This is a genomic window from Nonomuraea antri (assembly GCF_013283785.1).
GTDB classification, from domain to species: domain Bacteria; phylum Actinomycetota; class Actinomycetes; order Streptosporangiales; family Streptosporangiaceae; genus Nonomuraea; species Nonomuraea antri.
On sequence record NZ_JABCPZ010000024.1, the window covers coordinates 42,674 to 65,627 of the forward strand.

At 73.4% G+C, this 22,954-nt stretch carries 17 protein-coding genes; 8 read left to right on the forward strand and 9 right to left on the reverse strand.

Annotation, left to right across the window (positions count from 1 at the left end):
• Window positions 1-80: 80 nt before the first annotated feature.
• Window positions 81-2,843: an ATP-binding protein gene (locus HII36_RS11065; protein ID WP_173523027.1), complete on the forward strand. Its 2,763-nt coding sequence runs from the start codon at window positions 81-83 to the stop codon at window positions 2,841-2,843.
• 20 nt (window positions 2,844-2,863) lie between these two features.
• On the opposite strand, the gene HII36_RS11070 is transcribed toward HII36_RS11065, so the two are convergent.
• From HII36_RS11070 to HII36_RS11080, 3 genes are read right to left on the reverse strand one after another with little or no spacing between them, the layout of a single operon-like run.
• Window positions 2,864-3,376, reverse strand: a complete 513-nt coding sequence (locus tag HII36_RS11070; RefSeq protein ID WP_173523028.1) for a hypothetical protein — start codon at window positions 3,374-3,376, stop codon at window positions 2,864-2,866.
• Window positions 3,373-4,053: a hypothetical protein gene (locus HII36_RS11075; RefSeq protein WP_173523029.1), complete on the reverse strand. Its 681-nt coding sequence runs from the start codon at window positions 4,051-4,053 to the stop codon at window positions 3,373-3,375. Before HII36_RS11075 ends, HII36_RS11070 begins: the two co-directional genes overlap by 4 nt.
• 27 nt (window positions 4,054-4,080) lie before the next feature.
• Window positions 4,081-5,547, reverse strand: coding sequence for a purine-cytosine permease family protein (locus HII36_RS11080; protein WP_173523030.1), 1,467 nt, complete (start codon window positions 5,545-5,547; stop codon window positions 4,081-4,083).
• Between the two features lie 284 nt (window positions 5,548-5,831).
• Here HII36_RS11080 and HII36_RS11085 point away from each other — a divergent pair, with 284 nt between their 5' ends.
• Entirely contained in the window at window positions 5,832-7,127 is a 1,296-nt protein-coding gene (locus HII36_RS11085; RefSeq protein WP_173523031.1) for a hypothetical protein, read from the forward strand.
• Between the two features lie 6 nt (window positions 7,128-7,133).
• On the opposite strand, the gene HII36_RS11090 is transcribed toward HII36_RS11085, so the two are convergent.
• From HII36_RS11090 to HII36_RS11100, 3 genes are all read right to left on the reverse strand, one after another.
• Window positions 7,134-8,036, reverse strand: coding sequence for a thermonuclease family protein (locus HII36_RS11090; protein WP_173523032.1), 903 nt, complete (start codon window positions 8,034-8,036; stop codon window positions 7,134-7,136).
• 211 nt (window positions 8,037-8,247) lie between these two features.
• The gene (locus tag HII36_RS11095; protein WP_173523033.1) at window positions 8,248-9,666 is read right to left on the reverse strand and encodes an FAD-dependent monooxygenase; all 1,419 of its coding nucleotides are present in this window, start codon (window positions 9,664-9,666) and stop codon (window positions 8,248-8,250) included.
• 114 nt (window positions 9,667-9,780) lie between these two features.
• Entirely contained in the window at window positions 9,781-10,254 is a 474-nt protein-coding gene (locus HII36_RS11100) for an SAM-dependent methyltransferase (RefSeq protein WP_328807679.1), read from the reverse strand.
• Between the two features lie 125 nt (window positions 10,255-10,379).
• On the opposite strand from HII36_RS11100, the gene HII36_RS55620 reads away from it, so the two are divergent.
• The 4 genes from HII36_RS55620 to HII36_RS11130 all read left to right on the forward strand — a co-directional run bounded on the left by HII36_RS55620 (window position 10,380) and on the right by HII36_RS11130 (window position 16,849).
• Complete coding sequence (locus tag HII36_RS55620; protein ID WP_217369388.1) at window positions 10,380-13,544, forward strand: helix-turn-helix transcriptional regulator; 3,165 nt, start codon at window positions 10,380-10,382, stop codon at window positions 13,542-13,544.
• Between the two features lie 177 nt (window positions 13,545-13,721).
• Complete coding sequence (locus HII36_RS11120; RefSeq protein WP_236003375.1) at window positions 13,722-14,837, forward strand: AI-2E family transporter; 1,116 nt, start codon at window positions 13,722-13,724, stop codon at window positions 14,835-14,837.
• Between the two features lie 73 nt (window positions 14,838-14,910).
• Window positions 14,911-15,444, forward strand: coding sequence for a hypothetical protein (locus HII36_RS11125; RefSeq protein ID WP_217369389.1), 534 nt, complete (start codon window positions 14,911-14,913; stop codon window positions 15,442-15,444).
• A gap of 46 nt (window positions 15,445-15,490) precedes the next feature.
• Window positions 15,491-16,849 (forward strand): MFS transporter, encoded by a 1,359-nt coding sequence (locus HII36_RS11130; protein ID WP_173523034.1) that lies wholly within the window; start codon window positions 15,491-15,493, stop codon window positions 16,847-16,849.
• An 8-nt stretch (window positions 16,850-16,857) separates the two neighbouring features.
• Here the strand turns inward: HII36_RS11130 and HII36_RS11135 are convergent, their stop codons facing one another.
• From HII36_RS11135 to HII36_RS11145, 3 genes are all read right to left on the reverse strand, one after another.
• A complete protein-coding gene (locus tag HII36_RS11135) occupies window positions 16,858-18,690 on the reverse strand; it encodes a glycoside hydrolase family 15 protein (RefSeq protein WP_173523035.1) in 1,833 nt (610 codons plus the stop codon).
• A gap of 114 nt (window positions 18,691-18,804) precedes the next feature.
• Window positions 18,805-20,088: a BtrH N-terminal domain-containing protein gene (locus HII36_RS11140; protein WP_173523036.1), complete on the reverse strand. Its 1,284-nt coding sequence runs from the start codon at window positions 20,086-20,088 to the stop codon at window positions 18,805-18,807.
• Between the two features lie 233 nt (window positions 20,089-20,321).
• Window positions 20,322-20,849, reverse strand: coding sequence for a hypothetical protein (locus HII36_RS11145; RefSeq protein ID WP_173523037.1), 528 nt, complete (start codon window positions 20,847-20,849; stop codon window positions 20,322-20,324).
• Window positions 20,850-20,991: 142 nt separating this feature from the next.
• Between HII36_RS11145 and HII36_RS11150 the strand changes: the two genes are divergently transcribed.
• Together HII36_RS11150 and HII36_RS11155 are read left to right on the forward strand one after the other, a co-directional pair.
• Window positions 20,992-22,464, forward strand: coding sequence for an FAD-dependent monooxygenase (locus HII36_RS11150; protein ID WP_173523038.1), 1,473 nt, complete (start codon window positions 20,992-20,994; stop codon window positions 22,462-22,464).
• 49 nt (window positions 22,465-22,513) lie between these two features.
• Window positions 22,514-22,924, forward strand: a complete 411-nt coding sequence (locus HII36_RS11155; RefSeq protein ID WP_173523039.1) for a PPOX class F420-dependent oxidoreductase — start codon at window positions 22,514-22,516, stop codon at window positions 22,922-22,924.
• Window positions 22,925-22,954 lie beyond the last annotated feature (30 nt).

The window sequence follows — 22,954 nt, forward strand, 5'->3', positions numbered from 1 at the left end:
TTTGTTACGCTCCACGAGCCGTGGCGGATCGATGCCCCGCCGTCCCGGCCGCGCGGGGGGCGCTTGCACGGCGGGAGAAGATGGGCGAGCTGCGCGGGCCGGAACCGTTGCACGGGAGAAGTGCCGAGCTGGGCTCGGTGTACGCATGGCTCGACCTCCGTCACCCCGGCCCTCGCATGCTCATGATCAGCGGTGAGGCCGGTCTGGGCAAGACGTCGTTGTGGACGGCCGCCCTGTCCACCGCCAGGGCGGCCGAGGCCCGAGTGCTCGCCTGCCGGCCGGGCGAGGCGGAGACCGGCCTGATCTACTCCGGCCTCGGCGACCTGCTCGACGGGCAGGAGGACGCGCCGGCGGTCCGCGCGTTGCCCGCGCCGCTGCGTGACGCGCTCGGCGTCGCCCTGCTCTGGCGGGAGCCCGGCGCGACGCCGCCGGACCAGCGGGCGGTCGCGCTGGCCGTGCTGCACCTGCTCAGACGCTGGGTGGCCGAGCGCCCGCTGATCGTCGCCGTGGACGACCTGCAGTGGCTCGACCCGTCCACCGAGGCGGTGCTCGGCTTCGCGTTGCGCCGGCTCGACCAGCCCGCCGGCCTGCTGGCCACGTTACGCACCGGCACGGGCGACTCCTCCTGGCCCGCGCTCGCCCGTGCCGTGCCCGCCGACCGGGTGGCCCGATGCGAGATCGGCCCCATGGACCGGGACTCCATCGGCGCCGTCGTCGCCCAGCGCTACGGCCGGCCACTGCGTCCCGGCCCGCTACGGGTCGTGCACGAGGCCAGCGGCGGCAACCCGCTGTTCGCCCTGGAGCTGGCCAGGAACCTGGACGAGCGCCACCCGCCCGCGGCCGAGCTGCCCGTCCCGGAGAGCCTGCGGCACCTGCTGCGCACCATGATCGACGGGCTGTCGGACGCCGCGGCCGAGGTGGCGCTGATGCTCGCCTCCGCCTCCCGAGCCCGGGCCGGGCTGCTCGACGGGGCGCCCGAGCGGCACGAGGGCCTGGCCGAGCTGGTCGCCAGGCACGTCGTCGTCACCGACGGACGGGTCCCGCGCTTCACCAACCCGCTGTACGGGGCGGCCGTCCTGGAGTCGGCCGGCGCGGTCAGGCGGCGCGAGATGCACGCCAGGCTCGCCCGGTCGGCGGCCGGGCCTGAGGAGCGGGCCAGGCACCTGGCGCTCGCCGCGACCGGCCCCGACCCGGTCGCCGCCGACGCCCTGCACGAGGCGGCCCGGCTGGCGGTGGCGCGCGGGGCCCCGTACACGGCGGGCGAGCTGGCCGAATGGGCGGCCGGGCTCACGCCGTCCGAGCAGGCGGAGCTGGCCACCAGGCGGCGCGTCGAGGCCGCCGCGAACCTGCTGACCAGCGGCGGCGCGTCCCGGGCCAGGGCGTTGCTGGAGGACGTCGCGCGGCGGTGCCCGTCCGGCCCGGTCAAGGCGGAGGTGCTCTTCCTGCTCGGCCGGGCGATCTTCGCCGAGGGCGACGTGGCCGGCTCGCTCCCGCCGAACCAGCAGGCCAGGCTGGAGGCGGGGGAGGTGACCGAGCTGCTCGTGCCGATCCTGGCCGACCTGGCGTACACGCGCATGCACATCGGCCACCTCGCCGGAGCCGCCGGGCACGCCCGCGAGCTGCTGGCCGTGGCCGCCCGCACCGGCGACGCGGCCCTGCGCGACGAGGCCACGATCGCGTCGATCACCATCGAGTTCATGCGTTCCGCCCGGCCGCCTGCCGAGGTGCCCGAGCTCGGCTACGACAATCCGCTGGAGCGCTCGCCGTTCGCCGCCCTGCACGTGGTCGGGTACCTGTACCGCTCGCTGGGCGACCTGGCCGCGGCGCGGGCCGCGCTCGACACCGTCCGTACGGCGGCGGTGGCGGCCGGCATCGAGGCCTACATCCCGTCCGCGCTCATGTGGGCCACCGAGGTGGAGTGCCTGGCCGGTGACTTCGCCGCGGCCGGGGAACGCGCCGCGCTGGCGCGCCGGGCCGGGCAGGAGGCAGGGACGCCGTCCACCTCGGCGCTGTTCACCGAGGCGCTGGTGCTGACCCACCGGGGCGAGCTGGACCGGGCGCGGCCGATCGCCGAGGAAGGGCTCGCCCTGGCGGTGCGCACCGGGCTGGGCACGGGCGCGCTGGGCCTGCGGGCGCTGCTCGGGCTCATCGAGCTGGCCGCGGGCGACCCGGCCGAGGCGGTACGGCACCTGGAGCTCACGGAGCAGGCGGCCGCCTCGCTCGGCGCGGCCATCGACGTGGTGTGCCCGACCGCGGTGGCCGACCACGTGGCCGCGCTGGTGGCGCTCGGCCGGCTGGACCGGGCCGCCGAGCTGGCCGAGCGGGCCGCCAGGTCGGCGCGTCTCATCGACCGGCCGCTGGCCAGGGGCGTCGCGGGCCGGGCGCGCGGACTGCTGCTCACCGCCACGGGCGCGCCCAAGCGGGCGGTCGCGGAACTGGGCGCGGCCGTCGCGGAGTTCACCGCCGGCGGGATGCCGTTCGAGCTCGGCCGTACGCTGCTGGCGCTCGCCCAGGCGCAGGGACGGCTGCGGCAGCGGGCCGCGGCCAGGCAGAGCGCCGAGCGGGCCGCCGCGCTGTTCGCCGAGCTCGGCGCGCACCGCTGGGCGGAGTCGGCGGCGCAGCCGGCCCGGGCGGCGGAACCGTACGGGCTGACGCCGTCGGAGGCGCGGGTGGCCATGCTCGCCGCGCGCGGCCGCTCCAACAGGGAGATCGCCGAGGAGCTGGTGATCGAGGTGAAGACCGTGGAGACGCACCTGTCCAGCGCCTACCGCAAGCTGGGCGTGCGCGGCAGGACGCAGCTCGCGGTCCGCCTCAACGAGGCCGCGGCCTCCCGCCAGGCCTGAGCCGGCTCAAGGTTCAGGGTTCAGGTCTGCCTGGCCGCCGCGGTCAGGTCGCGCAGCCGGGCCAGGAACGCCTGCCCGTCCGGGCCGGCGTCGAGCGGCAGCAGGTACGTGCTCGCGTCGGACGAGCCGAACCAGCGCGCCTGGACGTCCACCCCCGTGGCCTGCCCGTACAACGCCGGGTCCACGACGCGCAGCGACACGTCCGCCAGCCTGGCGCCCAGCCGCACCTCCGTGCCGCGATCGGTGACGGTGGCGATCACGATCACGCTCGGCGTGACGACGGCCGCGCTCGTGAACGGCCCGATCTCCAGCCCGACCAGCCGGAACGAGCTGAACAGGCCGCGTAGCAGGCCGCGCCGCCAGCCGTGCGGCGGCATGATCGGGACGCTGCGGGTCTCGCAGCACATCTCGGCCGTCTCCTCCAGGTCGCCGAGCAGCTGCTGCCCGGCGTACGCCGTGACCGCCGTACGCAGCCGGTCGTCCAGGCCGCGGACCGGGCACAGCCGGGTGGCCCTGGTGTAGTCCAGGCTCATGACGTCCCCCTGATGAGGTCGGGCAGGTGGGCGCCCAGCGGCGTCCCGGCCAGCAGCCTGGCGGTGAGGTCGGTGTCGAAGCCGCTGAAGTAGCCCAGCAGCCAGGAGGCGTAGAGCCCGTAGGCGTCGAAGTAGCGGACCTCGCCCCCGTCGCTGGTCACGTACCGGTAGGCGGGCGCCTGGCCGGCCGCGACGGCGGCCGCGTCGACGGCGCAGGCCGGGACCTGGCGGGGCCGGCCGTGCTCGCCCGGCCGCCATTCGACCGTCGTGCTGGACGGGCCGTGCGCCGGGTCGAACAGGCACGGCGGGTTCGTGCCGCCGCCCCGCGCGAGCTCCCGCCCGGCCTTGGCCAGCGCCTCCGTGCACGCCGACACCTCGCGCCAGTACGTCGTGCCGTCCGCGGCCCAGGCACGCAACGCGTGGCTCTCGGCCAGCCGCCGGTACTCGCGAGCCGTCTCCGCCCCCGGCGGCCCGTACCCGGCCTCCGCCCCCGGCGCCGGAAGTCTCGCGTCCAGCAGGCGCAGATCCTGCTCCAGGCAGGCGCCGATCCACTTCTTCAGCTCGGCGAAATCACGTTCCGCCCGGGCGGCGAACGCCTTCGGCCCGTTGCGTACGAACACCAGCGCCGCGATCAGCCCGGCGACCACCGTGATCGACAGTGCGACGATGACCAACATCCCCGTTCTCCTTCCAGATTCCAGCTTTCATCGGGTGGCGGCGGGCCAGAGGTATTCCTGCCGCCAGTCCGGGATCGGCTCGTCGGCCACGTGCCCGGTGCCCAGCAGCAGGTAGACGCAGGCCGAGACCAGCGCGGACAGCAGGTAGCCGACGTCCAGGCCGCCGGTCAGCGCGACCAGCGGGCCGGTGTAGAGCGGGCTGTCGGCGTCCAGGAGCCCGACGGCGGCCCCGGCCAGCCAGGCGGCGCACGCCCGCGTGTTCCAGCCGCCGGTGTACCAGTAGCGGCCGCCCGACAGGCTCTTGTTGTGCACCTGCAGATCCCGTACGTCGTATACGCGCCCGCAGCGCAGGTGCCCGATCATTGCTATGACCGCCCACGGCGTGGCCACCACGGTCAGCACCACGACGAACCCGGTCACGGCCTGCTCCACCCCCACCGTGGCGCGGCCGAGGAACACCAGCCCGATCGTGATCGCCGTCGCGGCCGCCGCCCCCGCCGTCCTGGACGTGCGCGGGAACAGCCCGTGCAGCTCCAGCCCCAGGTTGTAGAGCGGCACCCCGGCCGCGCCCAGGCAGCCGGCCACCCCGGCGAACAGCAGCAGCGGCACATACCAGGCGGGCGCCGCCCGCACCACGCTCTCCAGGTACGAGCCCTCCGCCCGCGTCGAGATCGCCGCGAAGGCGCCGAACAACGTGGGCACCAGCAGCCCGCAGAACAGCCCCGCCGCCGACGACCACACCACCCCGGCCGCGCTGTGCCGCCGCGGCGACAGGTAACGCGTGTAGTCGCCGATGATCGTGGCGTAGGCGATGGGGCCGCTGATCCCGGCCGTGATGAGGGCGAGTATCCAGGCCGACGCGCCGTTCATCGGCGAAGCGGCCGACCAGGAGGCGTCGAAGCCCGGCGCGTACGCCACCACCCCGGCGGCCAGCACCAGCGCCATCGGCGCCACCAGCAGCGCGCTGATGCGGGAGATCAGCTCGAACCCGCACACCGCCAGCGCCGCCACCAGCACCGCGATCCCCGCGTACGCCAGTCCCCGCGCCCACTCACCCGGTACGGCCCCGCTCACCCGGCCGAGCACGACCACGACCGCCTCGCCGCCCGTCCAGATGGCCACCGCCGTGTACCCGAGCGACAACAGCAGCCCGATCAGCGAGCCCACCAGCCGGCCGCGCACCCCGAAGTGCGCGCCCGCGGCCACCGTGTTGCTCGTCCCGGCCCGGAACCCCAGCAACGCCAGCGGCGCGGCCAGCAGCAGCCCGAGCGCGGTGCCCACGGTCGCCGCCGCGACGATCTGCCACCAGCTCAGCCCGTACGTGACGGGCAACCAGCCGAACACCGACGCGCTCAACGACAGGTTCGAGCCCACGAGCACCCACATCACGCGCGCGGGGCGGGCGGTGCGGCGATGCTCGGGCATGGCGGAGACACCGTGCTGTTCGATGCCCATGCGCTGCTCCATGGCGGCGTCCCTTCCGATCGTGGTCACGACCACGATCGGCGGCGCCGGTTGCGCGCGCGTGCACACGGCGCTTGCCGGTGCCGGGCAAGCGAGCGGCAACAGTACGGCAAGCCTGCCGCCATGAGGGTTCCTCGGCTCGGCCGGACGGTCGGGACGGTCATCGCGACACGGCCGGCATCGCCGCCGTCTCCCTGTGGTTCGCCGCCGAACGGCAGCGGGAATCCGGCGGTTGATCATTCTCGCGTCCCGAGCGGCAAACTGCGCGGCCTGGGCTCGGCTCCGCAATGTTTCGAGAAGGAAATCGGGCGACAGTGAATCCGCATCTAGGGTCGAAAGTCCATCAGCGCGCTCACGCCAAGGCGATTTCGGACGCGCAGCGTTATCTGTTCTCGCGCGACGGCGAGAACATCGTTTACGTCGGCACGACCAACCAGCTCAAGCCACTGATCGATCTCGTCGTCATCACGAATTTCCGGCTGATGGGCGTGCTGCTTTCGCACCCCCACGAAAGCCCCAAGATTCAGGCCTGGTGGCCGCAGGTGCGGTCTTTCTCGTTCGGTGAGAGGTGGAACACGCTCAACCGCCTGACCGTCGTCACCCAGGACGGCCGCCAACTCCATTTCGGCACGATTCCCGAGCAGGACGTGCCGCACGTCCATGCCCATGCCGAGCGGTTCATGTCCGCAGAGGCGCCGGGCGCCACCCACCTCCTCCCCACGCCCCCACCCGTTTCGCCGGTTCCGGCACCCCTGCCTGTCATGGCGCCCAAGCCCGCAGTGACGACGCAGCCTGAGCCGGTGGCCGAAACGCCTGATCCGCCGGTGGCGGCGACACCCATGGAGGACAGACGCTTCCTGGCGGAGATCGATGCCGCGCAACGAGTGTCGAGGAAATGGCCGTTCGCGCTCCTCGTCACCGAGGGCGCGGCCATAGCCATGCGCGGCAACGGCTGGCCGGTGGCCGTCGCTGGGCTGCTCCTGGCCCTCGCGATCGCCTCTGTGGAACGCTCCCGTCGGCGTCCGCGCGTTGAGTACGCGGACTCCGAGCCCCATGTCGTGGTTTTCGCGCGGCTGGAGGCGGCCTTTCAGCAGGCGTGTTCCACGGACATGCTGTGGCAGATCCCTGGCGAGGCGAAGATCGGCGAGACCGAACGCCGGGCCAACGGCGGCGCCGGCTTCAGCGTGAGACGAGAAAACGCTTCGGCGTCGTTCGGCGGAGTTCCGGGAATCGTCATCGACCTCGACGTGCCGCGACTGGAGTCACCGGCGTGGACCCTGTATTTCTGCCCCGATCGCATCTTGAGCAGGAGCCGCGGAGGCGTTTGGGCGGAACGCCGATATCGCGAATTACGGGTGGCACATGGCACAGTACGGATGATCGAAGACATGACACCCCCGCAGGACGCCCGGATCGTCGGCCGGACCTGGGAACACGTCACCGTCCGTGGCGGTCCCGACCGTCGGTTCAAGAGCAATCGGGAGCTGCCCATCGTCGAGTACGGCGAACTGGTCATCACGGCGGGTGGTGCCAGGACGGCCTGGATGACCTCCCGTCCCGAGACAGTGGAGACCCTGGCTCTCGCCCTGGCCGCCGCGGGCGCCCGCTGACACTTCTCATCCGCGCGGGCAGCCGTGCACGCCCCGCTCGTCCGCACGGGCCGCGTCCTCGTACGCCTGGAACCGTGCTCGCATCGACCTGCCCACCTCAACGGTGAAGGCCCTGGCGGCGCCATCCTTGAGTACCAGGGCATTGATGAGTTCGCCGTCGGAGTTCCACAGGTAGACCGCCGACGGAGAGGAAGCGCGCGTCAGGACCCAGACCAGACCGCCCGACGAGAGCCGCGAGGCCAGACGGCGCTTGGCCCACGCCGCGCCGCATGCCGACCCATGCGGGGCACGCAGGCCGAGCAGTCGGGCGACGGCCGCCTTCGAGGCGCCGTCGGCCGTCGCCGGCCCGATTCGTACCTGGTCACCGCTCAGGATGTCCGTGACGACCGCTCGCCGTGCGGCTTGCGGCACCTGGGTAGGGCGTTCACGTCCGGTGTTCGCGGGCGCGGGACTGGCAGCAGGAGCAGGGGGTGACACGCCGCCCCCCGGCTCGGGCGCCAGCGCCATCCCGATGGTGGCGAACATCACCACCGGGAACAGGAGCACCGACCAGAAACGCCAAAACCTCGACGAGCCCTTCATGCCCGACGGCCCCAGATACAGACGCGCCACACCCCTGCCGTTGAGCGAGGCCGCGGCCAACAGCAGGAGCGTCTCGACCCATAGGCCTTCGGCCGCCCAAGTCACGGCGGCCCGTGCCACCGCGTCCAGCCCCCAACTGCGCGTCTCCGGCTCCATCAGGCGGATCGGCCAGGCGAAGAACCACGAGACCAGGTTCGCCACCAGGCGCACGACATAGATGACCGCGCCGAGGGCGAGCATCCCGACGATCAGGGTGGAGCATCCTCTGCTGCTGATTCCGCCCGACACTCTGACGGGACCAAAGCCCACCCCGACTCCGAAACCCATCACGACTCCCCGCCGGATCCGCCCGCCGGACGATGGGGGAGAGGCCGGCGGGCTCTCAGTGGGTGGGGCTGCGCTCGCCGCTGAGAGGAGCGGCCGGAGGGTTGAGCGAGATCTGGGCCACTCCGACTTCAGCGACTCCGTCGGCCCGCCCCTCCGCCCAACTCGCTGCCCGGCCTCGACCCGGCGGTAGCCGTCGGCGGTTCTGCCCGGGTTAGCTCGTCGCCGGTGTTCCCGCCAGGTCGGTCAGGGTGCGGCGCAGGTCGGTGAGGTCCGTGCCGGCCCAGCCGACGTACCCGTCGGGGCGGACGAGGAGCAGCGGGCCGCCCGGCGTCGCGGGGGCCGCCACGTGGACGCGGTCGTCCCAGCCCCAGCCGGTGAGGTCGGCCGCGCCGATGAGGACGAATCGTCCGCCGCGCAGGGCCTCGTACAGCCGGCCGCCATCGGCGAGCGGGACGTCGGCGGCGCGGGTGCCGACCAGCTCGTGGGCGCCGTCCGGTGTGGGGTAGGTGTAGCCGATGCCGCTGAGCTGGCCGGTCACCTTCGCCAGCACCTTGGGGATGGACAGCGCGCCGCGGGCGGCGAAGCCGCGCAGCGCCCGTCCGGCGGCCGACTCGATCATGGCGGCCCTGATGAGGGCGCCGCTGCTGCGCAGGACCGCATGGCCGACCGGGTGGCGCTCGCCGTGGTAGGTGTCGAGCAGCGCGTCGGGCGCGCCGCGCAGCACCGCGGCGAGCTTCCAGCCCAGGTTGGCGGCGTCCTGCAGGCCGGTGTTCATGCCCTGGCCGCCGGCCGGGGAGTGCACGTGGGCGGCGTCGCCGGCGAGGAAGACCCGGCCGACCCGGTAGTCCGGCACCTGACGCTCGTCGCTGTGGAAGCGCGACAGCCAGCGGGCGTCGTGCATGCCGAAGTCGCTGCCCAGGGCGCGCCTGGTGACGTCGCGGACCTCGTCCAGGTCGAGGGGGGTGTCGTCGGGCACGGCGTGCCTGCGGTCCCAGGCGAAGATCCGGTAGTAGCCGTCGCCGAACGGCGCGAGGAACGCGAACGCGTCGCCGACGCCGTTGACGGTCAGCAGGTCGGCGGGCGGCTCGGCGACCCGCACGTCGGCGAGCATGATGGACTTCAGCACCGACTTGCCGGGGAAGGGCTGGCCGAGCGCGCGCCGCACCGCGCTGTGGAAGCCGTCGGCGCCGACGACGTAGGCGGCGCGATGCGCGCCGCTCGCGGTGGTGACGGTGACGCCGGTGGCGTCCTGGGTCAGCTCCCGCACCTCCGCGTCGTACACGATCTCGGCCCCCGCCTTGAGCGCCCGCTCCAGGAGCAGGTGCTCCACGTTGTACTGCGGGGTGATCAGCAGGTACGGGAACCGGCTGGGCAGCCCGCCCAGGTCCACTTCCACCCGCTCGAACAACTGCAGCCGGCTGAGCGTCGCGCCCATGGACACGAGCTGGTCGGCCAGGCCGCGCGCGTCCAGTTCCTCCAGGGTGCGGGCGTGGACGCCGAACGCCCGCGACAGGTTGGAGATCCCGCCGTCACGCCGCTCCAGGACCGTGACCGCGACACCCGCCTCCGCCAGGTCTCCCGCGAGCAGCAGCCCGGTCGGGCCCGCCCCTACGACGATCACCTCGGTCATGTCACGACCCCTTTCTGGTCAACGCTTGTTGGCAACTACAGTTCAGCATTTCGGTGGCAGGCATGTCAACGGGTGTTGGCCAACAATTGTTGACCAACCTGGCGTTGGCTTGGCTCAGTAGTACGCGCGCATCAGTTCGCTCGCCCACGCGGGCTGGGTGGTCTCGCCCTGCGGGCCGAACTCGGCCATGTACGGCTTGACGTCCAGCACCGGGGTGCCTTCGATGGCGTCCAGGCCGCGTACGTGCAGGTCGAGACCGTCCACGGCGAGCAGCCTGCAGCGCGAGACACCCAGCCGGTTCGGACGGTTCTTGGCCCGCTGGGCGAAGATGCCCACCGGCGGCCACTCCGGGTTCCCCCGGGGACGGCGGGCCGAGGTGTGCACCTCGGCCGGGTCCACGAGGTGGAACAGGTACACCACCTCCAGGTGCGAGAAGGCGTCCAGCCCGGCCAGGGAGTCCGGGCCGAAGCGGCTCCCGTCGATGCGGATCACCGCCTGCTCGGTGTTCCAGTCGTCGTCGAACGGCTCCGCGCGTCCGCCGACGACCGTCGCCACGGGCTCCAGGCGGATGCTCTCGTCGTGCTCCACGGCTCTCCTCCGGTGATCGTTTCGCTGCTCGACGACCGTAGGACGCGGCGGGGTCCGTCCGCATCAGTCAGGTGACCGGAGCCGCGCGGTCCGGCGGCCGGGCGGTTAGGTAGGGTCGGTGCATCATGATCGGGCGGAACGCGGAGATCGCCCTGCTCAGCGGGATGATCGCCGAGTCCCGCGCCGGGCGGGGGAACGCCGTCGCCGTGTTCGGCGAGGCCGGCATCGGCAAGTCGGCGCTGCTGGCGGAGGTCGTCCGGACGTCGGCGGACGACGACCTGCTCGTCCTGCGCGCCACCGGCATCGAGGCCGAGGCCGAACTGCCCTTCGCGGCGCTCCACCTGCTGCTGCGTCCCGCCCGTCATCTCGTCGACCGGCTGCCGGGCGCGCAACGTACGGCGCTGCGCGGCGCGTTCGGCGAGGGCGCGCCGCCGGCCGCCGGGCAGGAGGACGGCCCGGACCGGTTCCTCGTCGGACTCGCGGTGCTGACCCTGCTCGCCGACCTCGCGGAGGAACGCCCGCTGCTGTGCCTGGTCGACGACGTGCAGTGGCTGGACCAGGCGTCCGTGGACGCGCTGCTGTTCGCCGCCCGCAGGCTGGCGGCCGAACGGATCACCATGTTCTTCGCCGGCCGTCAGGGCCCGGAACCAGCCGTGCACGGGCTGCCTGAGGTGCGACCGTCCGGCCAGGCGGAGGTGCGGCTGTCCGGGCTGCCTGAGGTGCGGTTGTCCGGTCTGACCAAGGACGACTGCGAGCGGCTGCTGGCCGAACGCGCGACCGATCTCGCGCCCCAGGCCCGCGACCGGGTGATCGAGGAGGCCGAGGGCAACCCGCTGGCGCTGCTGCAGTTCGCCGGGCTGCTGACCCCCGAGCAGCGCGCCGGGCACCTGGCGCCGCTCCCGCCGCTGCCACCGGGATCGTCCCTGGCCGGGCGGCTGGAACAGTCGTTGCGTGCGGCGATCAGACGGCTGCCGGAACGTACCCGGCTGCTGCTCCTGGTCGCCGCCGCCGACGGGTCGGGCAGCCTGCGGCTCGTGCTGACGGCGGCTCGCGCGCTCGGCGCCGGGCCCGAGGACCTGGAGCCCGGCGAGCACGCCGCCCTGGTGGAGGTCTCCGACGGGTGGCTGCGCTTCGCCCATCCGCTGATCAAGGCCGCCGCCTACCACGAGGCGCCGCTCGTCCGGCGGGTGGCCGCGCACCGGGCGCTGGCCGGCGTCCTGGACGGCGACGAGCACGCCGACCGCAGGGCCTGGCACCTGTCGGCCGCCGCGCTCGAACCCGACGAGGACCTGTCGCTCGTCATGGCCGCGACGGGCGAGCGCGCCAGATCTCGTGGCAGCAACTCCGCGGCCGCCACCGCCTACGAGCGGGCGGCGCAGCTCACCGTGGCGCGGGAACGGCGCGCCCACTGGCTGGCGGCGGCGGCCGAGACGGCGCTCGGGGCGGGGCAGCTTCCCCGCGCGGGCCGGGCGGCCGAACGCGGCCGCCGGCTCACCGCCGATCCGGCGTTACAGGCCCGGCTGGCCGGCGTGTACGCCGCGGTCCAGGCGGAACAGGGCGACCCGGCCCTGGCCGCGCACACGCTGATCGCCGCCGCCACGGCCGTCACGGAGATCGCCCCAGCCGACGCCGTGTCCCTGCTCGCCAGCGCCGCCGCGGCGGCCTGGTTCGCCGGGGACCTCGCCGCGCTCGACCGGTCCGCCGACCTCATGGAGCCGCTCGACGCCGACGTCGCGCCGCACCTGGCCCCGCTCGTCTCGGCGGTACGAGGCATGCGACACGTAGCGGCCGGCGACCCGGCCACCGGCCTACCCCTCCTACACGCCGCCTTGCCCCCGCCTGATACCGCCGAACCCGCCTGGCTCGCGCCCGAAGCGGGTGCGCCCGCCTCGCCCACACCTGGTGCAGGCGAGTCCGTCCTACCCGCGCCCGGTGCGGCTGAATTCGGGTGGGGCAATGGTGTTGCCGGCGTGTACGCCGTGTTCAGCGCGTTGATGACCGGTGCCGACGACGCGGCCTGTGCGCTGGCCGCGGCCCGGGTGGACGCCTGCCGCCGCCAGGGACTCGTCGGCGCGCTCCCGCACGCGCTGCAACTGCTCACCCAGGCCCAGATCCTGCACGGCAGGCACGCCGAGGCCGCGGAATCGGGCGCCGAGGCCTGGCGCATCGCGCGCGACACCGGTCAGGCGGGACGCCTGCGCCACCTGAACGGCATCCTGGCGTTCCTGGCCGCCATCCGTGGCGAGGACGACGAATGCCGCCGCCTGGCCCACGACGCCGAGGGCGGCGCCGGGGAACGCAACGGCTCCGGCTGGGGCGGCGTCGCGCTGACCCTGCTCGACCTGGTACGCGGGCGCTACGACGCGGTGGCGGAGCGGATGGCGCACATCCTCGACGGTCCGCTCGGCCACACGGTGATCGTCACCTTCGCCATCCCCGACTACGTGGAGGCGTGCGTCAGGATGAACGAGCCCGCCCGCGCGGCCGCCGCGTTCGCCCGTTTCGACGCCTGGGCTGCGGCCAGCGGCCGACCATGGGCGATGGCGGTCGCGCACCGGTGCCGGGCCCTGCTCGCCGGCCGCGCCGACGCCACCAGCAACGCCGCCACCCACGCCGCCACCAACGCCACGACCAACGCCGCCACCGATGCCACCAGCAACGCCACAGCCGACGCCAACGCCGCCACCCACGCCGCCACCAACGCCGACGCCAACGCCGCCACCCACGCCGCCACCAACGCCGACGTCGCTGCCGACGCCGAGGCGTACTACGTCGCGGCGCTCGGCCTGCACTCCCGGCCCTCGGCCTCGCCGTCCGGCTCGACCGCGCCGCGCAGCACGTTCGGCGAGCCTCACGACAGGCCGGAGGCGGACCGGCAGGGGCGGCCATTCGAGCAGGCCAGGACCCACCTGGCCTACGGCGAATGGCTGCGCCGGGCCCGCCGCCGCGCCGACGCCGGCGTGCAGTTGCGCGCAGCCGTGGCCGGGTTCGCCGCGCTCGGGGCGACGCCCTGGGCCGAGCGGGCCCGCGCGGAGCTGGCCGCGACCGGCGCCAGGACCCCCGCGTCGGCCCCGCGCGGTGCGACGCCGGCGCTCGACACGCTGACCCCGCAGGAGCTCCAGGTGGTCCGGCTCGCCGCGACCGGCGCGACGAACCGGCAGATCGGCGCCCGGCTCTTCCTCAGCCCCAGGACGGTCGGCTTCCACCTGTACAAGGCCTATCCCAAGCTGGGCGTCTCCTCGCGCGCCGACCTGGCCGGCCTCGACCTCGACCTCGGCCCGCCCGCCTGAACCGCGGCGAGGCCACGCACCCGGTTCGGACGCCGCGCGATCCGGCGACAAGCCGACCGGCGGGCAGATGCCCGGCCGCGGCGGCCGGTCGTCGTACCTTGAGTGCGTCACCGCCTCGCCGGACTCATCGTCCCCCCGCATGGTCGCCGGAGGTGAGATCGAGATCCCTGGAGGACCATGCGGAAGCCGATGAAGCCGGACGACGGCGTGCGCGAAGTGCGGGTGCTGCTCTCGCCGGCCAACGTCTGGCGGGCCGGGCTCGTCATCGCGGCCGTCGTCGCCGTGGTGCTCTTCCTGCGGTTCGTGGTCACCGACGCGGGTTCGCTGATCGCCATGCTGGTGATGGCGTGGTTCCTCTCGCTGGCCATGGAACCCGCCGTGCGCCGCCTGTCGCGGTACGTGTCCAGGGGACGGGCCACGCTGCTGGTGATGGCGCTGGCCATCGTCGCCTTCGTGATCTTCCTCGTCCTGTTCGGCAGCATGTTCGTGCAGCAGGTGGCGGTGCTGCTGAAGGCGCTGCCCGGGGCGGTGAGCGGCGCGGTCGACTGGCTCAACGCCAGGCTCGGCACCCGCTACGAGGTCTCCGGCATCCTCAAGTCCATCAACCTGACCCCGCAGCAGGCGGCGACGTACGCGCAAGAAGCGCTCGACGGCGTGCTCGGCCTGCTGGGCACGGTGACAGGAACGGTGTTCAACCTGTTCACCCTGATGCTGCTGGCGTTCTACTTCTCGGCCGACGGGCCGCGGCTGCGGCGGTGGATCGCGCGGCTGCTGCCCGGCCGGTTCCAGGAGGTCTTCATCAGAGTCTGGGACGTGTCCGCGATCAAGACCGGCGGCTACGTCTCCTCGCGGCTCATCCTGGCCGCCATCAACGGCACCGCCTCGGCCCTGGTGTTCTGGGTGCTGGACATGCCGTCCTGGCTGGCGCTCGGCGCCTGGACCGGGCTGGTCGCCCAGCTCGTGCCCACCATCGGCACCTACATCTCGATCGCGCTGCCGGTGGTGGTGGGGCTGGCCTCGTCCAGGCCCTGGATCGGGCTGGCGGCGCTCGGCTGGGGCGTGCTGTACCAGCAGGTGGAGAACCTGACCCTGGAGCCGAAGATCAGCTCGCGGGCGGTGGACATCCATCCCGGGGTGTCCTTCGCCGGGGTGATCCTGGGCGCGTCGCTGTTCGGGCCGCTGGGCGCGCTGCTGGCCGTCCCGGTGGTGGCCATGCTGCTCTCGCTGATCGAGACGTTCGCCACCCCGCAGGAACTGGGAGAGGCCATGACCGACGAACCGCCGCCGCGGTGACGTACGGGACGCAGGGGAATCCTTTGCCTGCCCGCGGTGGCCGCGCGATGGAGAAGGGGGGATCACCAGGTGCATGAAGGACGACCTGGCGGGAGGGGAGCCCGATCCGGCCGGCGGCCACGCGCCGCCGGCGCACGGCGCCGCCAGGGACTACACCGGCGCGGTCTACGGATCGCTGCTGGCCGCCTCCGTGGTGGCCGGCGCCGGGACACTCGGCAGGTTCCCGCGCCTGGAGATGATCGTGCTGCTGCTGGGCACCAGCGTCGTGTTCTGGGCGGCCCACGTGCACGCCCGCCTGTTCGGCGCCCGCGCGGTCTTCCGCACCATCAGCCTGGCCGAGGTGCGCAGGGCGTGCGCGGAGGAGTGGCCGATCGTCACGGCGGCCGTCCCGCCGGCCGCCGTGGTGGCGCTCGGCCCGCTGCTGGGCCTCGAAGCGCAGGGCACCATGTGGCTGGCGATCGGGGTCGCGGTGGCCGGGCAGGTCGGCTGGGCGGCCGCGGCGGCCGCGGGGATCGGCGCGCCGCCTCGGGCGGTCCTGCTCACCAGCGTGGTCAACCTACTGCTCGGGCTGGTCATCGTGGCGCTCAAGGCCGCCTTCCACCATTGACGGGATCCGTCCGCCATCCGGCGCCGGCGCGCAGATCGAGGGGACCATGAGCAGGTGGCTGACCAACCCGCTGACGCCGCTGGCGCTCGCCCAGTTCATCTGCAGCTTCGCGGGCTCCAACATGAACGTGATGATCAACGACATCGGCGCGGACCTGGACACGACGGTGCAGGGCGTGCAGGCCACGATCACGCTGTTCCTGCTGATCATGGCGGTGCTCATGATCCCCTGCGGCAAGCTGACCGACCGGTGGGGCCGCAAGCGCTGTTTCCTGGCGGGGCTCACCCTGTACGGGATCGGCGCGCTGATCAGCGCGCTCTCGCCGAACCTGGCCGTGCTGATGCTCGGCAACTCGGTGCTGGAGGGGGTGGGCACCGCGCTGCTGATCCCGCCCGTCTACATCCTCGCCACGATGACGTTCACCGACCTGCAGTCGCGGGCCCGCGCGTTCGGCCTGATCAGCGGGCTGGGCGGGGTCGGCGCCGCGGCCGGGCCGCTGATCGGCGGTTTCATCGCGACCGCGATCACCTGGCGGGCCGCGTTCCTCTTCCAGGCGCTGGTCGTCGCGGCGATCGTGGTGCTCAGCCGCCGGCTCGCCGACCCGCTGCCGCCCGACCCGTCCCGGCCCTTCGACGTCGTGGGCGCGGTGCTGTCGGCGGCCGGCATGTTCTTCGTCGTGTTCGGGATCCTCCAGGCCGGCCACGGCGACACCGGGCTGATGGCGGCGCTGCTCGCCGCCGGGGCCGGCTTCCTGGCCTGGTTCTTCCTGCACCTGCGCGCGCGGGAGCGGGCGGGCCGGGCGCCGCTGCTCAGGCTGGGGCTGTTCCGCAACCGCACGTCCAACCTCGGGCTCGTCACCCAGAACATGCAGTGGCTGGTCCTCATGGGGACGTCCTTCGTCGTCGCGGTGTTCCTGCAGACCGTCCGCGGCTACAACGCGATCGAGACGGGGGTCATCTTCACCTCGGCGACCGTCGGTGTGCTGATCACGTCGCTGGCCGCGGAACGGCTCTCCAGGAAGCATGCGCAGAAGCGCCTGATCTCGGCGGGCTTCGTGATGACCGTGGCCGGGATCGCCGTCCTGCTCGTGCTGGTCGGCGCGTCGTCGAGAGTCGTCGCCTTCGCGCCGGGGCTGCTGCTCATCGGGCTGGGCGTGGGCCTGATGCTGACCCCGTCGGTCAACGTCGTGCAGTCCAGCTTCCCCGAGGAGCAGCAGGGCGAGATCTCCGGGTTGTCGCGCAGCGTCTCCAACCTCGGCTCGTCGTTCGGCACGGCGATCGCGGGCACGATCCTGGTCTCCGGGCTGGGCCAGGGCGACCGCACGTACGCCCTGGCCATGGTCGCGCTCGGGATCTTCGCCCTGATCGGCCTCGCCGCCGCCATCCGGCTCCCGAATGACGGGTGACGGGTGGGCTACCCGGCGCTCGTCTCCGCGCGATCGAGGTGCTCGTCGAGCGCCATCGCCGCGGCGATCAGCGCCAGATGGGTGAACGCCTGCGGGAAGTTGCCGAGCTGCTCGCCGGACGGGCCGATCTCCTCGGCGAACAGCCCGACGTGGTTGGCGTAGGTGAGCATCTTGTCGAAGGCGTAGCGGGCCTGCTGCAGCCGTCCGGCGCGGGCCAGAGCCTCGACGTAGAGGAAACTGCACAGGTTGAACGTGCCCTCCGAGCCGCGCAGCCCGTCGGGCGAGGCCTCCGGGTCGTAGCGGTAGACCAGGCTGTCGCTGACCAGTTCGTCGTCCATGGCGTCGAGCGTGCTCAGCCAGGCCGGGTCGGTGGGGGAGATGAACCCGACGCGCGGCATGAGCAGCAGCGAGGCGTCCAGCACGTCGGTGCCGTAGTGCTGGACGAACGCCTGCCTGCGCGGGCTCCAGCCGCGGTCGACGATCTGGTCGAAGACCGTGTCGCGGACGCCGCGCCAGCGGACCAGATCGGCCGGACGCGAGTAGGCGGTGGCCACCCGGATCCCGCGGTCGAAGGCGACCCAGGTCATCAGCCGGCTGTAGGTGAAGTCCTGCCGCCCGCCCCTGGTCTCCCAGATGCCCTCGTCCGGACGGTCCCAGTTGTCGGCCAGCCAGTCCAGCAGCCCGGCGAACGCCCGCCAGCCGCGGATGCCGCCGATGTCCGGGGCCTGGGCCAGGGCGTCGGCGGCTTCGCCGTAGATGTCGAGCTGCAGCTGGTCGGCGGCGGCGTTGCCGGCCCGCACCGGTCCTGACCCCTGGTAGCCCTCCAGATGGTCGAGCACCTCCTCGGTCAGGTGCGGGTCGCCGTCGATGCGGTACATGATCTGCAGGGGCTCGCCCGACTCGTTCCCGCTGTCGAGACGTTCGCGCAGCCAGGTGCGGAAGGCCTGGGCCTCCTCGACGAAACCCAGGTCGATCAGGGCCCGCACGGACAGGGACGCGTCGCGGATCCAGGTGTAGCGATAGTCCCAGTTGCGCTCGCCGCCGATCTGCTCGGGCAGGCCCATGGTGGCGGCGGCGATCGGGGCGCCGGTGGGCGCGTAGGTGAGCAGCTTGAGCGTGATCGCCGACCGGTTCACCATGTCCTGCCAGCGGCCCCGGTAGCGGGACGTGCGCAGCCAGCCGTGCCAGAAGTCGCGGCAGTCCTCGAAGGCGGCGTAGACGTCGTCGGCGGTCATCGGCGTCACGGGCTCGTCGCCGCCGCTGTCGCTGGTCAGGACGGCCGCGGCCATCTGCCCCGCCTGGAGGGTGAACTCGGCGGAGACGTCGTCGCCGTCCCTGAGCAGGGTGAACGGGCCGGCAGTCTGCAGGTGGAGATCCGTGCCCGGGCCGTGGAAGACCGCCGACCTGTCGTCGCCGAGCGCGAGGGTGTGCGGGGCCCGTCCGTAGTCGAACCGGGGACGGCAGGCGAAGGTGAAGGGCAGGCTGCCGCGCACCACCCGGGCGACCCGCAGCAGCCGGTGCCGGGCGGATGGAGTGGTGGCCGAGCTGGGCTCCATGAAGTCGAGGACCTCGCCGACGCCACCGGGAGCCATGAACCGGGTGACCAGGATGGCGGTGTCGGGCAGGTAGAGCTGCCGGACGGTGGCGCCGTCGATCCGGTCGACGTCGGCGGCCAGCCGGCAGTGCCCGCCGCGCTCGCGGTCGAGGATCGAGGCGAAGACGCTCGGGGAGTCGAACCTGGGCGTGCACCACCAGTCGATGGTGCCCGTCCCGGAGACGAGCGCGGCGGTCTGCAGGTCACCGATCATGCCGTGGTCCGCGATCTGCGGGTAGCCGTCCATGGAATTCCCTCCGTGGTCGCTGGAGACGCGTAGCGACTGCTTCCGGACGGTCGAACGACCCTCGCCCGGGGGGACGGAGCAGTTCATCCAGGGTAACAACGGCCGGCCCGCCGATCAGTCGCGGGTGAGCGTCACCAGCCGATCGATCGCCGCGGTCTCCGCCTCGTGGATGGCGGCCAGGCGGGCGCTGAGACCGGCGAAGAGGTCGGCGGTGTCGGCGGCGGCCAGGCGCTCGTTCGCCGCGGCCCGGGACTCCCACAGCAGCCGGCCCGCCGCGACGGCCTCCTCGCCGTTCGCGCTGCCCCCGCCCATGACGCTCTCCTTGATCGAGGCGGTCAGCTCGCGGACGCGGGCCAGCTCCGGCACCTCGGACGGCAGCGCGGACTCGGCCAGCTCGTGCCACAGGCCGTGGATCTCCCTGAACCGGCCGGCCAGTTCGGCCAGCTCGGGCCGGGCCAGCAGCGCGGCGGCCTGGTCCAGGGAATCGGCGAACAGGTCGCGCAGGTTGCCGCCGTCCATGCCCACCGGCTCCACGCCCTCCCACACCGACAGCAGCGCGTCGGCCAGGCCGCGTCCGTCGGCGAAGACCTTGCCCCAGGACTTGGCGTTGCGGGTGTCGACCAGCAGCCGTGACCACTTGCGCCAGGCGGGCAGCGAGAACGAGTCCGAGGCGGCGGACAGGTGGGCGGCGCAGTCGCGCAGCCCCTCGCGGGCGGCCTCGGCCAGCGTCTCGTCGCTCAGCTTCGCCTCGCCCAGCACGTGCGTGGCGTTGCGGTACGAGCCGACCCGCGCCCGCGCGGCGTCCAGCCTCTCGCGGGGGATCACGATCGGCGCCTGGCCCCGGTCGTCGAGGTGGACGCCGTTCTCGTCGCGCCGGTAGGCGACGACCGGGCCGCCGCCGTGCCCGTCCATCGCGGCGGGCAGCTGCCAGTAGCCGAGGTGGTAGCGGTCGGGCAGGATCACGCACGGCCGCCCCGCGTCCAGCTCGGCCGCCAGCCGGTCACTGGCGGCGCGGGTCCCCGAGGTGTGGTGCTCCTCGTACGGCACGCCGAGCCGGGTGAGCGTCTTGGTCATCCACCGGTCGTGGTACTGCCACTGGTTGCGGAAGCCCAGGGTCACGTGGCGGGACTGGTCGTGCTTGAACTCCCACAGGATGTATCCGGCGCCGATGCCGCCCCCGGCCAGGAACACCAGCGGCTCGCCGACGTCGGCCCCCTGGTTGACCAGGACCGCGGTGATCGCCGCGCTGGACGGGTGCCGCCCGCCGGCGAAGCGCCAGCCGGCGTCGGAATGCGTCTCGGCGCCGCCCACGAGGTGGGCGCGGGCGGTGGTGTAACTCTCGCCGGTCTTGGCCATCCGTGCCCTGATGCGGGCCTTGAGCTGCTTCTTGCTGGTCATGACGACTCTCCCCGCGGCCATCGCCAGGACCCGGCCCACGCCCGCGGCCCGTGGCGGCCGCTCCAGGATCGCGGGCCGTGCGGACCACCGCTCCCGAGGCGCGTGATGTCCCCTTTGCCCCCGCGGTCGGCGGGTCGCGTGGGGACCCGCTCAGGAGGTTGGGCGGGAGAGCACCGCCCGCAGGGAGCTTATCCCCTCGGCGGGCGATGCCGAAGCTCCCCTGCCACACATGTTCATCCGCGCGGCAGCAGCCGCTCGTCCCGCTCGGCCAGGGCCTTGAGGTTGAGCAGCTGCTTGCGCATGATGATCGCGTCGGCGAGGGCGAGCGGCCCCTGCGCCCGGCGGGAGAGCCCGCGGTCGCCCGGCACGCTGAGCCGCACCACCAAACGGCTGAGACCGGACGGCCTGGGCGCCACCCGGTAGGTGACGGCGAGCGTGCCGTACAGCCGCCGGGCCGCCGGCGTGGTGACACCGGTGATGTGGTCGTCCGTGGCGAAGTCGGCGATGTCGAACACCATGAAACGCTGCCCGAGCGCGAGCCGGTCGGCGCCGGGCGTGAGCGTGCGGCTGCATCGCCACATGCGGCCGTAGGTGTAGTCGCCGGTGGTCAGCTGGCACAGCCAGCGGAACGTCAGCGGGACCGACGCGTCGACGTCCACGGCCCGGTGGTAGGTCCGGCAGGGCTGCCGCACCTGGCGGTCACACGGGTACGCCGCCGCGCGTTCCGCCTCGGTCGCACCCCACGATCGGCTGCTCAACATCGTGCCTCCAGCCTCGACACATGCCCCCACCATACGGTGGCGTATGCTCAGCAACATACAGTACCGTACGGTATGGTCGTTTAGCCGGGGACCGGTCATTCGACAGATGCAGAATTCCGCACTCGTTGGATTCGATGGCGGCATGGTTCACGACACACAGGTCCTCGTGGTGGGCGCCGGTCCCACGGGGCTCATGCTGGCCGCCGAGCTGGCGCTGCGCGGGGTCTCCTGCCGGGTGCTCGAACAGCGGGCCGAGGAGTCCAACCTCACCCGCGCCTTCGGCGTGCACGCCCGCACGCTGGAGCAGCTGGACATGCGCGGGCTCGCCGACGACCTGCTGCCGCGGGGCATCCAGGTGGACGAGGTCAGGCCGACCTTCGGCCGCCGGTCGGTGCGGCTGCCGATGCGGCACCCGGAGAGCCGCTTCCCGTACGTGCTGATCGTCCCGCAGGCGCGCACCGAGGCGCTGCTGGCCGAACGGGTACGGTCGGCGGGCGTCCGGGTCGAACGCGGCGCGAAGGTCGTCGCCCTGGACGACGACGGCCGGGGCGTCACCGTGACGATCGAGGACGACTCCGGCACCAGGACGGAACGCGCCGGCTACGTGGTCGGCTGCGACGGCGCGCACAGCAGCGTCAGGCGGTGCATGGGCGTCGGCTTCTCCGGCGCCGCCTACGACACCGACATCCTGCTCGCCGACCTCCGCCTGGCCGGGGCCGACGCCCGCGCCGTGCGCACCTACGTGGGACGCGACGGCGTGGTGCTGATGCCGCCGTTCGGCGACGGCTGGGTCAGGGCCGTCATCTGGGACCGCCGCCACCGGGACGTGCCGCTCGACGAGCCCCTGGGCGTCGCGGAGGTGACGGAGTCGCTGAACCGGCTCGCCGGACGCGACCTCGGCGTGACCGAGATGCGCTGGTCGACGCGGTTCCGCAACCAGCGCCGCCAGGCCGACCACTACCGCAGGGGCCGGGTGTTCCTGGCCGGGGACGCCGCCCACGTGCACTCGCCGCTCGGCGCACTCGGCATGAACACCGGCATCCAGGACGCGGTGAACCTGGGCTGGAAGCTCGCCGCCGCCGTGCACGGCCACGCCGCGCCCTGGCTGCTCGACTCCTACCACGCCGAACGCCATCCGGTCGGCGCCGCCGCGCTGCGCCTCACCGACCTGCTGCAACGCATCAGCGTCGCCCCGGCGCCGGTGCGCGCGATCCGGCCGTTCGCCGCGCGGGGCATGCTGGCCGTCCGGCCGATCAGCGACACCCTGCGCCGGCGCGTGGCCGGGCTGTCGATCGCCTACCCGCCCAGGGACCCGCGCCACGCCCACGCCTGGGAGGGCCGCCGGGTCCCGGACGCCCGCCTGTCCGCCGGCCGTCTCTACCAGGCGCTGCGCGACGGCCGGTTCCTCCTGGTACGCCGCACCGGCACGCCCGCCCCCGACCCGGCCGCCTGGGCCGGCCGGCTCGCCGCCGCGGAGACGAGCGACACCGCCTTCCCCGCGTTGACCCTGGTCAGGCCCGACGGATACGCCGCCTGGGCGGGCGACGACCCGGACTCCGCCCGCGCCGCAGTCACCGGGTGGTGCGGATCCCCGGCGCCGGAGATGCGATCATGACGGGCATGACCGAACCCCGTGTCCCGGCCGCCGCCAGGAAGGAACGCCCGTGACGGCACCGCTGAGCGAGAACGCGCGCGAGCTCATCGACGACGCCCACCCGGCCGTCCTGGCGACGCTGAACCCCGACGGCAGCCCGCAGACGTCCGTGGTGTGGGTCGGCAGGGACGGCGACGACCTGCTCGTCTCCACCGCCATGGGCCGGCGCAAGGAACGCAACGTGCGCCGCGACCCGCGCGTCAGCCTGACCGTCTACGACCGGGCCGACCCGCAGCGCTACCTGGAGGTACGCGGCGAGGCCACGGTCACGGAGGACGCCGGGCGCGCGCTGGCCGTGGCGCTGGCCGAGCGGTACGAAGGGCCCGGCGCCGGCCAGGAGTACCTGGACCTGCCACCGGAGGTCGTCCGCGCGGTGATCAGGGTGACCCCGCACCGGACCGTGGGCACCGTCGCCGGCTGAAACTGTCGAATCCGGTAACCCGGCGAACGG

Excerpts from the sequence above, each read along its gene's own strand:
- HII36_RS11140 (WP_173523036.1), bottom strand. The coding sequence starts at position 20,088 with ATGACCAGCAAGAAGCAGCTCAAGGCCCGCATCAGGGCACGGATGGCC.
- HII36_RS11065 (WP_173523027.1), top strand. The coding sequence starts at position 81 with ATGGGCGAGCTGCGCGGGCCGGAACCGTTGCACGGGAGAAGTGCCGAG.
- HII36_RS11120 (WP_236003375.1), top strand. The coding sequence starts at position 13,722 with ATGCGGAAGCCGATGAAGCCGGACGACGGCGTGCGCGAAGTGCGGGTG.
- HII36_RS55620 (WP_217369388.1), top strand. The coding sequence starts at position 10,380 with ATGATCGGGCGGAACGCGGAGATCGCCCTGCTCAGCGGGATGATCGCC.
- HII36_RS11070 (WP_173523028.1), bottom strand. The coding sequence starts at position 3,376 with ATGAGCCTGGACTACACCAGGGCCACCCGGCTGTGCCCGGTCCGCGGC.
- HII36_RS11075 (WP_173523029.1), bottom strand. The coding sequence starts at position 4,053 with ATGTTGGTCATCGTCGCACTGTCGATCACGGTGGTCGCCGGGCTGATC.
- HII36_RS11095 (WP_173523033.1), bottom strand. The coding sequence starts at position 9,666 with ATGACCGAGGTGATCGTCGTAGGGGCGGGCCCGACCGGGCTGCTGCTC.
- HII36_RS11145 (WP_173523037.1), bottom strand. The coding sequence starts at position 20,849 with ATGTTGAGCAGCCGATCGTGGGGTGCGACCGAGGCGGAACGCGCGGCG.
- HII36_RS11090 (WP_173523032.1), bottom strand. The coding sequence starts at position 8,036 with ATGGGTTTCGGAGTCGGGGTGGGCTTTGGTCCCGTCAGAGTGTCGGGC.
- HII36_RS11135 (WP_173523035.1), bottom strand. The coding sequence starts at position 18,690 with ATGGACGGCTACCCGCAGATCGCGGACCACGGCATGATCGGTGACCTG.
- HII36_RS11125 (WP_217369389.1), top strand. The coding sequence starts at position 14,911 with ATGAAGGACGACCTGGCGGGAGGGGAGCCCGATCCGGCCGGCGGCCAC.
- HII36_RS11130 (WP_173523034.1), top strand. The coding sequence starts at position 15,491 with ATGAGCAGGTGGCTGACCAACCCGCTGACGCCGCTGGCGCTCGCCCAG.
- HII36_RS11150 (WP_173523038.1), top strand. The coding sequence starts at position 20,992 with ATGGTTCACGACACACAGGTCCTCGTGGTGGGCGCCGGTCCCACGGGG.